Below are 16510 nucleotides of genomic sequence, written 5' to 3'. Positions count from 1 at the left end.
GTTAACGTACGCTTTTTTTGATGGCTTCTATGTAGGCGCGTTGCGCTTCTTCGCTAGAAAGCAGTAAGAAGTTCGGGGCCGACAAACCATAGAACTTATTGATGTCGCTCGCGCCGGAGGCTTCTTTCGCGAGCAAACTGCCAGAGCTCAACAAGTACTTGGCGTACAAATCAGGTGCTTCTTGCAGTAACTCGCGTGCCAGTTTTGTCTCTAACCCTTCGCCTTTCAATCGGTTGAGTTGCTCTGCAATGCTTTTGGCCACGATGGCGTAAAGCGATGCTGAAGAGGCAATGCCCTTCGCTGCCATGGCTTCTACAATCGCTGCGATATCCAATTGTAATGTGATGGTGGTAAACATCTGACCGAGCGCCAATTCATTGTCGACTTTGATGCGTTGATCGAGCAGTTCATCGCAATCCACTGGAAGTAGTTTTGCGCCGTGTTTTTGGGCAGCATGCTCTGTTGCAAAGTGGAAGCGCTCTGGCCAAATTCGCGCCGCGTCGTTGTCTTTCATCGCGAGCGTCATTTTGCCCTGTTGATCAAATGCAATGATGGCGTTTTGCTGGTTGGACTCCAATGCGATGCCATAACGAAGCCACAAGGTGAGGTGCACTTGGCATAATAGGTCGGCGTAATCTTGGAACCAAGCCAGCGTATCTTGTTGATAGTACTGCTCCGCCAAATGTTCTAAAAACAAGCGGTCGTCAGGCATTGGGCTTGCCAGTGCGGCAACCGGAACTAGCGCTTTGTCTTCGCAATGAATAAGTGGATACTCACGTACGATGTACGCAAAGGTCTTATCCTCGCCGACGTGTCCACCGTGTTTTTCGTTGCAATGGAACAAGCGACTGTTTAAATCGGCGTCCGTTTGTTCAAGGTGGCTGAGTAGGCGTTCAAACCAGTGGCCGTCATACAGTGTTGAAGGCTTGATTAAGCGAATATTTTTCGTGCCTAGCGATCGCATGATCAGCGGAACCTTGATGTGAATGTGCGGTGCCTCGTTGACGACCACAGTACGAACGGAAAGCGTCGGCGTCACGTCTAGATACGTTAAAGGCGCTTCTATCACACCTTCGGGTAAGGCTTCTAAAGATCGCAGGGTGAGCGGGTGTGCAGGGAACAGAACGTGGCTCAGTGCAAAATCAGCAGGAAGCCCCACTTGCTCCATGGTTGGCCAGCAATCAGGTTGTCCGCTGGTTAATGTTACCAGTGATTTTTCAATCGCAATCCAATGTAGAGCAAAGCTTTGTGCGAACTCGGGCGCGTACTTAGCTAGGTCTTTATCGCTCAGACCAAACTTCGCCCGCGCAGTTGGATAGTACGGATGGTCAAGGTAAGAAGCGATCTGGTCGGCTAGCAGCAGCTTTTTATGCCAAGAACCAAGCTCGGATATTGGTTGAGAAATGTGGTCTGCGTGATGATGAAACGCTTGGTCACACAGCGCTTTGTGTTTCTCTGCACATTCCAGTTCTTGAAGGTATCCCGCCAACAATTCGTGAGAGCTGTCATGCGCCAGTGTCGTTAGTAGTGCAATCCACTCTTTGTAATGTTGTTGATGTTCGACTTGGCCATTTTTCTCCACCCACCAACCTTGTGGTGCTTCTTCATTGGCGTGACCGTAGCGCCAGTGCTGCATGTAATACGTTGGCGCAACGGGTAAATACAACGTGAAATCAGAGTTGGCAAATATCAGCCAGACTTGCTCGCCTTGAGGAACAATTCCCCCTTTTGGCGCGTCGCTACTGAACTTGGCTTTCGACAAAATGCCAAACATGTCTTCGCGTAAGCAAGTGTCGATCAATCGTTGCGTTAGATACAAAGCGTCGTTATTCATGCTGCCACCTCACGAGTCGGAGCGAGATCGAAATTGCTAAGCGCGTTCTGCAGCGCTTGGTCGAGGTTTCGCCCTGATGGTGAGACAATCGAAATTCGGGCGAGATAATCCTTATTGGAATAACTCTGTTGGAAGTGTTCTCCAGCGGTTTTTAGTACCTGTTGCTGGGTGATGATATCGTCATCGTGTTGGATGAACGACGTCGAACCTCCGTCAATCACACCACAGTGTTCCGCAACTACGTAGTGCACGTGCGCTGACCCGTGAATTTGGTAATCGCCGTCCAATCTTCGACCCAGATGCAGACCCAAAATCGTGCTAAACCAGCCGAAGTGAGCGAGATTGTTGAGCAAGAATTCGCGGCCATCTCCAATACTGCGGTAGTTAATTTCCACCAGAATTGGGCCATTTTCCGTAATGATAAATTCGCTGTGGCAAACTCCAAAACCAACGCCGAACGCTTTCAGTTGAGCCAAGCAAGCTTCTCGGTGAGCAATGCCGTTTGGTCCGTTCCAGTCTGCGGCGGTTTCGATGAAGTAAGGCGGCTCAGAGAGCGACACATCAAAACCGCCCACGGCGATAAGTTGGTTACCGTCTCCTAAAGTTTCGAGCGTAACCAACGGTCCTTGAAGAAACTGCTCCACCAGAATGGCGGCGTTTGGGTGCTTTTGCCAAAACGCCTTGCAGTAAGCATCGAGCTCGCTTTGGGAGTCACAGCGCTGTACATCTAAACTTGCCACGCCTTCTTTGGGTTTTGCTACGACAGGGAAGGCCATGCCTAATGCCACATTCGAATGGCGATGCAGCAAACAGCTTTGTGTGTTGGGTAAGGATTTTTCATTTAACACTTGTCGAGTTAAGTGTTTGTTTTTGGCTTTTAACGTGACAGACCAATCTTTGGATGGAAGGCCAAAAAATTGCGCGCAGATGGCGGTGGAAGTTTGTAAGTGATCACTATTGCTGAAAATAGCGTCTGGCTTTAATTCATGCTCCGTGATGGTTTCGATGAGTTCTAATGGGTTGAAGACATCACATTCTAGAATGGTATCCGGATTAAAGTGACTATCACGACTCGCCAACTCTAAATGGCTGAGCTTATGGTCGGTGATAAGAACGACGTGAAGGTCCATCGCTTTAGCTGCAGGCACAAAGCCGTGAGTGACTGCATCGTTAACGACATGACTTACGATAATCATCGTAGATTTCATGAGCTTTCCTAATTTTCTAACATTTTCTTCTAACGTTGATAAAGTCGCTCACGGTCGTCTTCCAATGTGCCTCTCTCGAGACGGAGGGCAGAAGTTTTAGTGTTTATTGTTATGATATTTGGTTTTTTTTGTTGTTAGTTGTGTTTTTAGGGTAAATAAATATAGAGCATAAAATTAATATTGCAAATAGAAATAATATTTGTTCTTATTTCTATCCGTTGGCTTTATAACAACTAAACGGAATTATGGAATGAATAAATTATTGACCCTGACCCCCTTGGCGGTCGCGATTGGTTCTTCATTAGTAGCACCAAGCGCAGTGGCTTCAGAAGAGACGAACTCAACCCCATCAGCAACTGAAACGATTCAAGTCTTCGGTCATCAGTACGAAGGTTATGCTGAACACATGCCTCAATCAGGCACCAAAACCGATGTGGAATGGCTTGATGTGCCACAAGCGGTATCCGTAGTAACGAAAACAGAAATGCAAGACCGAGGCGCGGTGCGTTTAGTGGATGCGCTAGATGGGGTAGCCGGGGTCAATAACACCTTGGGCGAAGGCAGCCGCGATCAGTTCATGATCCGTGGTTTTGATTCACTCAACGATATGTACCGTGATGGCTTGCGAGATGACGGTACGTTGCAGTCTTACCGCAGCTTAGCAAACGTTGAACGCGTTGAAATTGTGAAAGGCCCTGCGGGTGCTTTGTATGGCCGCGGTTCGGCTGGGGGCATCATCAACTTGGTGACGAAACGCGCTAACGGTGAGAATTTTACTCACGTAAACGGTAGTGTAGGCAGCAACAACCAGTATGTTGGTCAGGTCGACAGCTCAATGGCGTTTACAGATAAGGTCAACGGGCGTATTAACTTGGAATACCGTCAAGCCGACTCGTACGTTGATCATGTTGATTCAAACGATTTCTTCATTGCACCGACCATTCGTGTGTTACCAGCGGAAGGTCACACCATTGATATTGACGTGGAATACGCCCATCAAGAACTAGTGCCGTATCGTGGTGTGCCATCAAAAAATGGCAAGCCAGTTGATTTACCAGTAAGCACTTACTTTGGCGGCACAAACGACTATCAGGAGTCAGACAGTCTCCGTATTGCGGTGGATTACGAATGGCGTCTGAATGATCAATGGGTATGGAACAACCGAGCGGCATTCAACCATATCGAACTTGAGCAAAAAGGCACGCGTCAGGGCAAAGTGACGGGTAATGAAGTGTCTCAAACCGTCAACAACTTTGGTTACGATCCACGTACTACGACCACTTTACAATCTGAGTTGGTTTGGGAAACCAGGGACAATCAATTGATGGTGGGTGCAGATTTCAACCAGATCGATATCGACCTAACGTTGGCAAGTGACAAAACGCTTCCTCCGCAAAATATCTACGACCCAGTCGTTGGTCCAACGCCTGATCCGGGCTTTAAGCCATTTCGTGACAATACCACCACCACGACAGGTTTGTATGTGCAAGACGTCTATACGTGGGGTGACCTTTCTTTGATCGGTAACGTGCGTTACGACTCGATGGAGCTAGAACAACAAAAAGCGGGCTCAGATAAGGAAAAATTGGATGATGACAAAGTCAGCTACCGTGCTGGTTTGGTATACCGCATCAATTCCGACACATCCGTATACGCCAGTTTAGCGCGCTCTTGGCAGTTACCGTACGCTGGTATCTACATCAATCCAAAATTGGCGGAATTCTTCCACACCGACTTAAAAGAGGTGGGTGCGAAAGCGTACCTTTTGGATAACGCATTAATGTTGAATGCGGCACTGTTCCAGATTGATCAAGAGCAACCACAAACTAACGTGGACGGCGATGTGATCGATAAAATTGAAGTGCGTCACCAAGGCATTGAATTAGAGGCTCGCGGCCAAATCACCAAACAGTGGGACATCTCTGTGGGTTACAGCTACTTAGATGCGGAAGACAAAGCCACAGGCAAAAAGCCTAACGATGTATCAGACCACTTGTTCTCTCTTTGGAGCACTTACCAATTGGATGACAACTGGCGTTTAGGCGGTGGTGTGAAGTACGTGGGCGACCGTTACGCAGGTAACGACGAAGCCGTCGCACTTGGCGATTACACAACGGTGGATTTGATGGCGGCGTACACCACTGGTCGTCACAAAATCCAAGCGAACGCTTACAACATTTTGGATGAGAAATACATTCTTGGCGCAACAAACGGCACGTCTGGCTTAAACCAGATTGGCTACGGCGCACCAGCCGAGTTCATGCTCAGCTACGGATATCAGTTCTAGGCTTTTTGTGCGTAGTTAGCGCCTGTTAGCCGATTTTTTCCTCATATTGAGGATGTTTAGCCCCGAGAGCCTACGGGATGTATTCTGCCCGAGGCTCAATTTCTCGCAAAGGAGATCTTAATGTCTTACCAGAATTTGGATGGTAAAGTGCGTGTACGTGCTGGTTTGTCTACCACTTACAGTGTGCTTGCGATTGCAATCGCTTCTGCCACATCCATGAGCGCGGTTGCCGCTCCTGCTAAAAAAGAACAAACTACCGCGATGGAAACTGTCGTTGTCACTGGTAGTGTGATTGGTAACTCTGAAATTGAAGACGTCAAAGAGTACCCTGGTGCTCGTACCGTCATTACCCGTGATCAAATTGAGAAAACCGCCGCAGGTTCGATTGATAACGCGCTGCAGCGCGTGCCGGGTATTAAAGTTCAGGATGAAAGCGGAACGGGCGTATTGCCTAACATTTCCGTACGTGGTTTGAAAGCAAGCCGTAGTGGTCATGCTCAGTTTTTGATGGATGGTGTACCGCTAACACTTGCGCCATATGGTCACACTGGTCAGTCTATCTTCCCAGCAACACTGTCGATGCTTGATCGTATTGACATTGTACGCGGTGGTGCCGCAGTACAGTACGGCCCAAACAACGTCGGTGGTGTGATCAACTTAGTGACCAAACCGATTCCACACACGTGGCAAACTGAAATCAGTAACCGCCTTACCGTGTTTGATGGCGGTGATGCGCCGCTGAATGATTTTTACCTGCGCACGGGCGGCTGGTTAAGCGACACGTTTGCACTGCAGTTGGAAGGTAACTTCCTAAAAGGTGAAAGCTTCCGTGAACATTCCGATACGGACGTGAAGAACTTTCAAGCTAAAGCACAGTGGCTATTGAGTGACACTCAAGAGATTCAAGCATTCCTGCAACGTTACGATGCTGAAACGCAAATGCCGGGCGCACTTTCGCCACAAGATTACGAGCAAGATCGTCACCAATCGAAACGTCCTTACGATGATTATGAAGGTAAGTCGACACGCTGGAGTGTTAAGTACATCCACGATTTGCCATTTGCCGACAGTGCTGAGCTAGAAGTGCTAACGTTTGGCCATAAGTCAGAGCGTCTTTTCAAGTGGGGCTTTAACAGCGCGGGTGGCCATTGGGCTGATCCGGCTTTGCCAGCGACGGACGTTCGTACCTCTCCACGTGAATTTACCGTGTATGGTATAGAGCCAAAAATGGCGATGTACTTTGGCGAAGGTAAATCCGTTACTCAAAACTGGATCGTGGGTACCCGTTATGTTAATGAAGACATTGACTACAAACTCACTCAGACTCCAATCGCCGGTGGTGCAACCAGCGTTCCGCGTGATTGGCATCTAGATACGGACGCGTTTGCTGGATACGTTAGCAACGAAATTGGTTTGTTCAATGATACATTGAAGGTAACGCCTGGGTTGCGTGTTGAGTCGGTTCGAATGACGTTTACCGATCGTGGTAAAAAACAAACGGCAGACAACACCGTGACGGAATGGTTGCCAGGTTTGACGGTGGCATACAACTTAACTGACCAGTGGGTGACGTATGCGAACGCGCAAAAATCACTTCGTGCGCCACAAATTGCCTACATCCGAGGTTTGGGTGAAGAAGGTAGCGAACTGGCTTGGAACTACGAAGTCGGCGCGCGTTACACCCAAGATGCGACCAGCTTTAACGCTGCACTTTATCGCATCGACTTTGAAGATCAATTGCAATGGCAAAGCTCAACGCAGACCTTCGATAACATCGGAAAAACACTTCACCAAGGCATAGAGCTTTCTGCTCGTTACGTGCCTGAAGCACTACCTGCACTGAGTTTAGGCGCAAGCTACAACTATCTAGACGCTACGCTTGAAGAAGAAGGCGCGAATAAAGGTAATCAACTGCCTTACACCTCTAAGCATCAGCTTGGTTGGGATGCAACCTACGCATTTTACGGCATGGACACCACGCTATCGGGCTTCTACTTTAGTGATTCGTATACCGATAACGCCAACACCAGTGCCGAAGATGCAACTGGCGCAACGGGTAAAGTACCATCTTACATGGTGTGGAACTTCAACTTGGGGACGGATTTATACAAAGACGACAAAGGCAAGTTACGCATGAATGTTGCAGTAAACAACTTGTTTGACGAGGAGTATTACTTCCGTGGGATTGATACCAGCCCAGTTGGTCGGTACCCAGCTCCGGGACGCTCTTACACACTGGATCTGAACTATCAGTTTTAAGCGTTTCGTTCACCGAGTTTGAAAAGAAAAGTCGCCAATTTACCTTGGCGACTTTGCCGATCTTAGGTACTGGAAAACACTTAGCACTGGAAAAAAGCAAGATGAAAAATAAAAAACAATTTACGATCAAACACTTTTCAACCGTTTTGCTGATGCTGTTGAGCTCAGTTTTTATGTCATTTTCCGCAAGTGCTCAGGTGCGCAGCGTGCAAGATGAGCAAGGCACTTTTGAGCTAGAAGCGATACCTCAACGTATTGTGGTTTTAGAATTTTCGTTTGTCGATGCATTAGCGGCAGTCGATGTCTCACCTGTAGGCGTCGCCGATGACAACGATGCCACACGAGTCATCCCTGCTGTTCGCGCCAAGATTGAACCTTGGCAATCGGTCGGCATGCGTTCACAACCGAGTTTAGAGGCGATTGCGGTGCTCAAGCCGGATTTGATCATTGCCGATGCCGAACGTCATCGCGCGATTTATCAAGATTTGCAGCGAATTGCGCCAACCTTGCTGTTAAAAAGCCGTGGAGAGACGTATAAAGAAAACCTCGAATCTGCACAGAAAATCGGGGTTGCGATTGGCAAGCAAGCGAAAATGACACAACGAATTGAGCAGCACAAACAGACAATGGCGGAGTTCAAACAGCATTTTGCGACACAAGAAACCATTCAGTTTGGTGTGGTTTCTGACAAAGGGATGTGGCTGCATAGCCCGGTTTCTTACGCTGGGGGCGTTTTGAGTACGCTGGGCATCCAAAGCCCGCTGGCTCCATCTGAGCAAAAAGCGTATATCCCAACCAGTTTCGAACTTTTACTAAGAACCAACCCTGATTGGTTGTTAGTTGGACTTTACTCTCAACCAAATATTGTGGATGAGTGGCGCAAAAACCCATTATTTAAGCTGCTAACCGCTGCGAAAAAACAGCAACTTGTTGAGGTATCTCCTGAACTGTGGTCGTTAAATCGCGGCATGTTGGCTGCGGAAGAAATTGCCCGCAATCTTGAAGCGTTATTGGAGCGCTCATGAGTTCGGCGATAAGCTCGGAAAGCGCGTCTTCGGTTAGCAAATCGCATTGGAAAGCGAGCTTGTTTGTCTGTGCTATGGCGTTGTGTACGCTCTCAGGCTATGCAGCCTCAATGATTGGCTGGTCCAACTTTTCTTTGAGCGTTAATGATCTGACAAGCTATTGGTTTGCGTTTGATGAGGGCAATATGCTGCATCAAATCCTCGCGACGCTGCGTGCGCCTCGTACCTATGCTGGGTTATTAATTGGCGCTTCGCTTGCGGTATCCGGAGTGCTGATGCAAGGATTGACTCGTAACCCTTTGGCGTCGCCATCCATTCTCGGCATTAATGCTGGTGCGGCTTGTTTTATGGCCTTGGCGTCCATCGGCGTACCATTCTTTAGTCAATTGAACTCAATCATCAACGCAATACTCGGCGCGCTACTAAGTGGTGGTGCGGTCATGTTGTTGGGCGGTTTTTTTTCCGCGCGTTCTCACCCATTGCGTTTAGTGCTAGCGGGCATTGCCATCAGTGCACTGCTGATAGGGTTAACTCGTGCGTCGGTAATTTTGGCGGATGACATGGCTTACAGCGTGTTGCATTGGTTAACGGGTTCACTCTCCGCGGTAGATTCTGAACAGTGGCAGCAACTGTGGCCTTTTGCGACTTTAGGTTTGGTGCTCGCCATGGGCTTAGCGCGAAACTTAAATTTACTCGCGTTGGGGGACGAAGTTGCTGTTGGGCTAGGTGGTAACATTCGTCTTACGCGATTTATCAGTGGTTTAGCGGTTGTGCTGTTGGCAGGAACTAGCGTAGCGATTGCTGGGCCAATTGGCTTTGTCGGGTTGTTAGTGCCGCACTTGGTACGCCCGATTGTTGGTCACAACTATCACATTCTCATTCCGGTTTCCGCCTTGTGTGGCGCGGCATTGGTGACGTGGTCAGATGCTTTATCACGAGCGATTGCTTTTCCGGCTGAAACGCCAGTGGGCGTGATTACCGCGCTGTTGGGCACACCTTGCTTTATCGCGATTGCAATGAGGAAATCATCATGATGAATCAAACCAAACTGTTTGCATTAGTTGGATTGTTGCTGATTGCGTCTTCTCTCACGCTGTTTGTTGGTGCGGCGAACATGTCGGCTCAACAGGTTTTTGCATTACTGTTTTCTTTCTCTGACTCGGACTTTGTGATTCACCAATATCGATTACCGAGAATGTTGCTCGCCATTGGCGTGGGCGCTGGGTTGGGGCTGTCAGGCGTTTTAGTTCAAGGCGTCATCCGTAATCCACTTGCCTCACCAGATTTAATGGGGATAAGCGCCGGAGCAGGACTGGCGGCTACCGCTTGTTTGGTGCTGTATCCGAATGCGCCAGTGGCAATGTTGCCGATGGTCGCCATGGCGGGAGGCTTGCTTGCTGCTGGCTTTATTGCTGTGCTGGCTTACTGGTCGAAACCAACACCAGCACGTTTGGCGCTGATTGGTGTTGCTGTCAGCGCATTTTTAGCTAGCGGTATCGATTTTCTTCTGATTGTGCACCCTATCGAAATCAACACGGCGATGGTATGGCTAACCGGCAGTTTGTGGGGACGAAACTGGCAACAAGTGCCGTTTATTTGGAGTGCTTTATTGCTGCTACTACCATTGGCGTTTTGGCTGGCTTGGCGGCTAGATGTTATGGGACTGGGAGAAGAAAGCGCCACTACACTTGGCACGAAACCAAGACAGATCCAAATTATTGCGTTGATTGCTGCCGTGCTATTGGCGAGTATCAGTGTGTCTGTGGCAGGCACGATCAGCTTTGTTGGCCTGCTTGCGCCGCATCTTGCGCGTTTGCTGTTTGGCCACAACCACAAGTTGTTGATTCCAGCCGCTGCAACCCTTGGCGCTTTGTTGGTGATTTGCGCCGATGGTTTAGCGAGAGGCTTACAGCCACCAATTGAGCTACCAGCGGGAGTGCTGACATCTGTTATTGGCGCACCATATTTCATTTTTCTTTTGTATCGTTATAGAGGTTGGTAAGCATGTTACGAACGCAGAACTTATCCGTCGCGTACGGCAAACAGACCATCATTCCAGATCTCTCTTTGTCGATTCCTCAAGGTAAAATTACCGCACTAGTTGGTCCAAATGGTTGCGGTAAATCGACATTATTAAAAACCTTGGTACGCATCAATAAACCCGCTTCTGGCCAAGTGTTGTATGACGACAAACCACTAAGCAGCTACGGTGATAAACGCTTGGCGCGTTCGTTGTCTTTGCTGCCGCAGATTCTTGTCAGTCCTGAAGGTATTACCGTCAGAAAACTGGTCGAATATGGCCGCTCGCCTTATCTCTCTCATTGGGGCCGGTTAAGTCAACAAGACAAGACCTTAGTCGAGCAAGCAATGCAAGATACTGGCGTGATTGAGTTTGCTGACAAGCCAGTTGAATCGCTGTCTGGCGGTCAAAGGCAAAGGGCGTGGATTGCGATGGTAATGGCGCAAGATACCGACGTAGTGATGCTTGATGAGCCAACCACTTACTTGGATCTCTCTCACCAAGTTGAGCTGATGAAACTCATGAGGCAGATGAACGACAAAGGCAAAACAGTGGTCGTAGTGCTGCACGATCTAAACCAAGCGTGCCGTTACTGCGATCATTTGGTGGTGTTGGAAAAAGGTCAGTTAGTCACGCAGGGAACACCGCAAGAGGTACTGACAGAAGGTATGTTGGCATCGGTGTTTGATTTACAAGCGAGAGTATTTAACGACCCAATCTCAGGCACGCCGATGTGTGTGGCGGTGTAGGTTTACGTCTTTCGAAAGCTATCTGCAATAAAAACGTCGATCCATAAAAACAAACCCCGCTAGTAACAAAGTCGCTAGCGGGGTTTGTTGTTTTTAAGAGCGTCCTTAATGTGGCGTTTAAGCCAGTTTAAATGTTGCTACTTTCGAGTTGAGATCCTCAGCTTGCGATTTCAGCTCAGCAGATTGATTCATCGATTCTTCGGCACCAACTACCAAGTGATCGGTCACATCTTTAATGGACGTGACGTTTTGCGTGATTTCATTGGTTACGTGCGTTTGCTCTTCGGCGGCGGTCGCGATTTGCGTTGCCATATCGCTGATCAGCGCAACGGCCGCGTTGATTTCATCCAGAGCCAGTGCTGCGCGATCAGCATCTTCCACCGAACCTTGCGCGAGCTGAGAGCTTGTATCCATGATGGCCACTGCGCGTTGTGTGGTTTGCTGCAAGGTCTCGATCGTCGAGCGAATCTCTTCGGTTGAGGTGTGTGTGCGTTGTGATAGCACGCGAACCTCGTCTGCAACAACGGCAAAACCGCGACCTTGTTCACCTGCACGCGCCGCTTCAATCGCCGCATTCAGAGCCAGTAAGTTGGTTTGCTCTGCGATGTCTCGAATCGTTGATAGCACGGTTGAGATGTCTTGCGCGTGCTGGTTGAGCTCACCGATGACAACGCTCGCTTGGTTGACTTCAGAAGACAAATTATTGATGGACGATTTGGAATTGATCACCAACTCATGACCGTTTTGTGTGCTTGCTGAAGAGTCTTGAGCGGCTTTAGCCGTCTGCTCTGCATGTGCTGCAATCTCTTGCGTTGCTGATGCCATTTCAGTCACAGCGGTCGCCACCATAGTGATTTCTTGTTGCTGATGGTTCAGATCGGAAACCGATTGATTCGCGCGAGTCGTGCTCAGCTCCGATTGTTGGCTCAGTTCTTCCGCTTGGTGACGAATGTGACCAATAAGTTGCTGCAAACTTTCAACGAACTGGTTGAAGTTTTCAGCCAGCTCACCAACTTCGTCACGGTTTTCTACTTTGATGCGTTGAGTCAGATCGCCGCTACCGTTGGCGATTTGCGCAAGCGCATTCGAAACATTGTAGAGCGGACGGAACAAGATGTTACATAGCAGGTTAAACAAAGCCACGCAGATAACGACGACGATAGTGGTTGCGATGATTTGATCCCAAACTGCATCGTAAAGTGGGGCAACCAACGAGTTTTGATCTAACACTGTGACCGTTGTGAGTTTGGTACCCTCTATGTGGCGCGCGTAAATCACATATTCGGTGCCGTTAATAGAGACGCGACGCTCTGTACCTGAACGTGCGGCAGACGTAATGTCGTTGTTGTTGAGGCCCAGCTTGCTAACCGGTTGATTCAGCAGTTTACCGTTGTTATGAGTGAAAATATTGCCCTGTTCATTGGCAATAAACATATAACCTTCACCCGGTAGGATCACTTGGTTGAGACTGTTCAGGATATCACCGATCTCTACGTCAGCACCCAGAACGACGGTTTGACCATGCAATTGCAGGGCTTTACCGAGCGACACGACGTTAGCCCCCGTGGCAGCTGCGACGGTCGGGTTATCCATAAAGACTTTCGATGGATTGGCAATGGCGTTGGTGTACCAGCCCCACTTGCGAGGGTCGTTATTACCTGGTGGCAAAACCACCCCATTAGCGTTGTCTTGTGACCCGTCCGGGTAAGCGAGGAAAACGTTATCGAACGCGCCAGAGTCTCGGACTTGTTTCAAATGCGTAACCAGAGAACGTTTCTCTGAATCAGAAGAGAGTGAAATTAGTGCGCGCTCTTTAGAGAGTAGCCAGTCCTTTACGTATTGATTGTAAGATGCGCTAGTGCTTTCTAGTCGCTGTGCGACTTCGACATCGAGCCTGTTTAATGAATCTCGAAAAGACAGCCCCTCTACCAGCACTCCCCCTAGAATGATGGCGGCACTGGCAGAGATTGCCAGTTTGTTTTTTAATGATAGATTTTTGAACATAAAGCGAATAATAGATCTTTGAATAATAGTTGTTGTGTTTTTATTCTCATCAGTGCTCTCTGCGCTGTTGAATATGCAGCAGAAAGTCAGATTCGAATCTGTTCAATAATTATATTTTATTGCTCAAAATAAATACTGACTCCATGTCGCGAATTTGAGTTTTACACCAAATAAGCAAAAGGATTTGGAATGATATTATTTATGTATTTGTAAAGTAAGGATTTGTCGATTTTTGTAAATGAGAATTGATTTCAATAAATGGTGATCTTTATCACATTTGTGTGTCTGATAATCCATTAAAAATGTGAAGGTTATAGCACCGGATATATATTGATTAGCTTAATCATTGTTATGGGCAATCGTTATGCGCAGTATATTGTTAGTCCCCGCGTTATTAGTGTCAGGGTGTGCTCTGATACAACAGTCGACGCCGATTCAACCTGACGCCAACTGGCACGTGGACCAGTTATCGAACGGTATGAAATACCATCTTTATCCAACAGAAGACCAAGAAGTTTCGGTCCGTTTGGTGATGAATATCGGCTCATTCCAAGAAACATCTTCTCAAAAGGGTTACGCTCACTTTGTTGAGCATATGGCGTTTAATGGTAGTGAGCATTTTACCGGTAACGACGTTGTCAAACTTTTCGAGCAATCTGGTGGTAGCTTTGGCGCTGATATCAACGCTTTTACCAGTTATCAGCAAACGTCTTACCAACTTGACCTTGCGAATAATACGAAGCTAGAAGATGCCCTGAAGTGGATGAGAGATATCGGTAACGGACTTGAGTTTGCTCCTGAGCAAGTAGAGAAAGAAAAAGGGGTGATTCTTGGGGAATGGCGACGTGCTAATCCGGATGATAAGTCCTTTTCTATGCATGCTTACCAAGCCTCGATTGAAGGCACTATGTATGGTGAGCATGACCCAATTGGTACTCGCGAAGCGATTCAAAACGCTTCCTCGAGTAAGTTAAAGGCGTTTTACGACAAGTGGTACCAGCCACAAAATGCCGAGTTGATTGTGACTGGTAATATCGACGTAGATTCACTGTCCAAGATTATCAAAAGCAAGTTCTCGAACTGGGAAAGTACCTCGGATACGGTAATAGAGAAGCGCCGTGATATTCGAGTGAACAACGAAAACAGAATCTTGCCAAGCAACACGATGGAATCACCAAGTCTTCATTTAGTGATTGAGCGTGGTCTAAGTGGCGGTACGACGATTGAGCAACAACATGAAGTGTGGCGTGATGAAGTCGCAACACAACTCATTCAACAGCGTTTGATCCGTGTACTCAGTGATGCCGCTGAACCTTTTCAATACGCTTATGCAGAGCCCTATTACTCTAACTATCAGCGTATGATGTCGGCAGGGATTTCGTTTGCACCAGATCGCCGCGAACAAATGCACCAGACTTTCATTCGTACCTTGGCGTCGTTGAGAGATTATGGTGCGACTCAATCCGAGTTAGATAGCGTTATGTCAAATTGGCAAGGTGAACTTGCAAATATTGATTCAGATTGGAGTCAGCGTAAGCCAAACAGTTACGCAGAAGCACGTGTTTTTCAAATTGGACAAGACAGTGTCAGCCAATCAAAAGAGAATTATGCCCAGAGTTTGGCAGAATTCATCAACAACGAGAATTTAGAGAGCATTAACACACAATTGACGGCTTTGTTATCTCAGCAGCCAAGCTTTTTTATTGGTTTGGGGAAAAGCGAAACGTCAGAACAGTTCAATGGTGTATTTGCCGCTCTAAACAGTGCCTATCTTCAAACTGGCGAAAAACCGTTAGAGATGTATGACAAAGTGGATGGATTCTTAAAGCCTACCCAGGAAGGCAGCATCACGAGCATGCGTCAGGAAGCGGGTGGTTTTCAAGTCTATACGCTATCAAACGGTGTCGAAGTGTGGTTCCAAAAAGATACTAAAGCGGGTGGTCGAGCGTATATTTACTATGCGAGCCAAGGTGGTAAAGCCGCTGTTGATCCGACGTTGTATGCCGCTTATGAAATCGCAGCAACAACGGCAATACGCAGTGGGTTAGGGGCATTTTCTGGTTCAGAGCTAGATAGCTACTTACGCAAAAACAACATTGCGCTTGGCGCGATGCTTGATGCGACCAGTCACGGAGCACAAATTACGGCGCCAAATACGCACCTAACTGATGCTTTGAATGGACTATACAACCTAGCGACGGAGATTAAAGTCGACGAGCGCCAGATGGAAGCAGCGAAGCAAGAGTTTAAACAGCAGAGCGGCGCTTTTTTTGAATCACCGATGGGAAAACTGATTCAAAAAGCAAACGGCAATTCTTATTTGCCGGGTAGTCGTCATCGTATAGTGTCCAGTGATGATGTTGAACAAGTGACTTCTGAGCAGATACTAGCGGTGCATGAGCAACTTTTCAAAACCAATGATGGTTTTAAGATGGTTATTGTTGCAAACGTAGAGCCGGAAGAAATTACACCACTTTTGCGTAAGTATGTGGCCTCTATCGAAATGAAACCGAGTCGTTCGATTGATTATCACGTTGCGTTTAACCCGGAAGTGCCGGAGCGAACTGTGGTTGCGGATGGGCATGAACCTTCATCGTTGTATGTAATGCGTTTGACTAATACGAGCGATTACCAACGTACGGCAAGAGACACGGTTATCGAAGATATTTTGCAACGTATTAGTAATGCACGTGTTTTGGATATTGTGCGAGAAGAGTCTAGCCTTGATTACAGCCCGAGCATTTACACCATGACACAAGATCGCGAACCCATCTCTGATTGGCTCTTGGAGTCTCAAGTTGAGCCCGAAGACGTGGCACTTTTAGAGAGTAAACTGGGCAAAGTGTTTGATGGTTTAGCGTCAAATATTACCCAAAAAGAAGTGGATACGGCCGCGAAACAACTGGCAGTCGCGATGCAAGGATTGGATGACAACCCAGCACAGAGATCATGGGCATATACTCGTTATTTGGTGCATGATTACGGCGTCGATGTGTTGCTTGACGTTGAGAAAGTGGCTAAGAGTGTGACGTTAGATGAAGTGAAAGCGCATGCAAAATCAGCTTTTGGTCCACAAGCAAAACGCTCGGTAATGGTTTTAAATCCGGCCGAATAATCACGTAGT

At 47.8% G+C, this 16510-nt stretch carries 10 protein-coding genes; 7 read left to right on the top strand and 3 right to left on the bottom strand.

Going from position 1 to position 16510, the window contains the following annotated elements; translation table 11 throughout:
* Position 1: 1 nt before the first annotated feature.
* Positions 2 to 1834, bottom strand: coding sequence for an IucA/IucC family protein (locus tag R7E38_RS01215; RefSeq protein ID WP_226082720.1), 1833 nt, complete (start codon positions 1832 to 1834; stop codon positions 2 to 4).
* Positions 1831 to 3042, bottom strand: a complete 1212-nt coding sequence (locus tag R7E38_RS01210) for an acetyl-CoA carboxylase biotin carboxylase subunit family protein (RefSeq protein ID WP_226082723.1) — start codon at positions 3040 to 3042, stop codon at positions 1831 to 1833. Before R7E38_RS01210 ends, R7E38_RS01215 begins: the two co-directional genes overlap by 4 nt.
* A gap of 250 nt (positions 3043 to 3292) precedes the next feature.
* On the opposite strand from R7E38_RS01210, the gene R7E38_RS01205 reads away from it, so the two are divergent.
* From R7E38_RS01205 to fecE, 6 genes are all read left to right on the top strand, one after another.
* Entirely contained in the window at positions 3293 to 5329 is a 2037-nt protein-coding gene (locus R7E38_RS01205) for a TonB-dependent receptor (protein ID WP_005383467.1), read from the top strand.
* 120 nt (positions 5330 to 5449) lie between these two features.
* On the top strand, positions 5450 to 7588 hold the full coding sequence (gene pvuA / locus R7E38_RS01200; RefSeq protein ID WP_074190320.1) for a TonB-dependent siderophore vibrioferrin receptor PvuA: 2139 nt from the start codon (positions 5450 to 5452) through the stop codon (positions 7586 to 7588).
* A 101-nt stretch (positions 7589 to 7689) separates the two neighbouring features.
* The gene (locus tag R7E38_RS01195; protein WP_053308093.1) at positions 7690 to 8613 is read left to right on the top strand and encodes a Fe(3+) dicitrate ABC transporter substrate-binding protein FecB; all 924 of its coding nucleotides are present in this window, start codon (positions 7690 to 7692) and stop codon (positions 8611 to 8613) included.
* A gap of 74 nt (positions 8614 to 8687) precedes the next feature.
* A complete protein-coding gene (locus R7E38_RS01190; protein WP_411978669.1) occupies positions 8688 to 9647 on the top strand; it encodes a FecCD family ABC transporter permease in 960 nt (319 codons plus the stop codon).
* Positions 9644 to 10615, top strand: a complete 972-nt coding sequence (locus R7E38_RS01185; protein ID WP_047102431.1) for a FecCD family ABC transporter permease — start codon at positions 9644 to 9646, stop codon at positions 10613 to 10615. Before R7E38_RS01190 ends, R7E38_RS01185 begins: the two co-directional genes overlap by 4 nt.
* Positions 10616 to 10617: 2 nt before the next feature.
* On the top strand, positions 10618 to 11382 hold the full coding sequence (gene fecE, locus R7E38_RS01180; protein ID WP_054575393.1) for a Fe(3+) dicitrate ABC transporter ATP-binding protein FecE: 765 nt from the start codon (positions 10618 to 10620) through the stop codon (positions 11380 to 11382).
* A gap of 117 nt (positions 11383 to 11499) precedes the next feature.
* On the opposite strand, the gene R7E38_RS01175 is transcribed toward fecE, so the two are convergent.
* Entirely contained in the window at positions 11500 to 13386 is a 1887-nt protein-coding gene (locus tag R7E38_RS01175) for a methyl-accepting chemotaxis protein (RefSeq protein WP_158173285.1), read from the bottom strand.
* Positions 13387 to 13750: 364 nt separating this feature from the next.
* Here R7E38_RS01175 and R7E38_RS01170 point away from each other — a divergent pair, with 364 nt between their 5' ends.
* Complete coding sequence (locus tag R7E38_RS01170; RefSeq protein WP_226082728.1) at positions 13751 to 16501, top strand: M16 family metallopeptidase; 2751 nt, start codon at positions 13751 to 13753, stop codon at positions 16499 to 16501.
* Positions 16502 to 16510: the final 9 nt, after the last annotated feature.

It is taken from the genome of Vibrio sp. Vb2131 (assembly GCF_033338535.1).
GTDB classification, from domain to species: Bacteria; Pseudomonadota; Gammaproteobacteria; order Enterobacterales; family Vibrionaceae; genus Vibrio; species Vibrio alginolyticus.
Note: the sequence above shows the minus strand (reverse complement) of the source record. Positions and strands in the feature narration are given on the sequence as shown.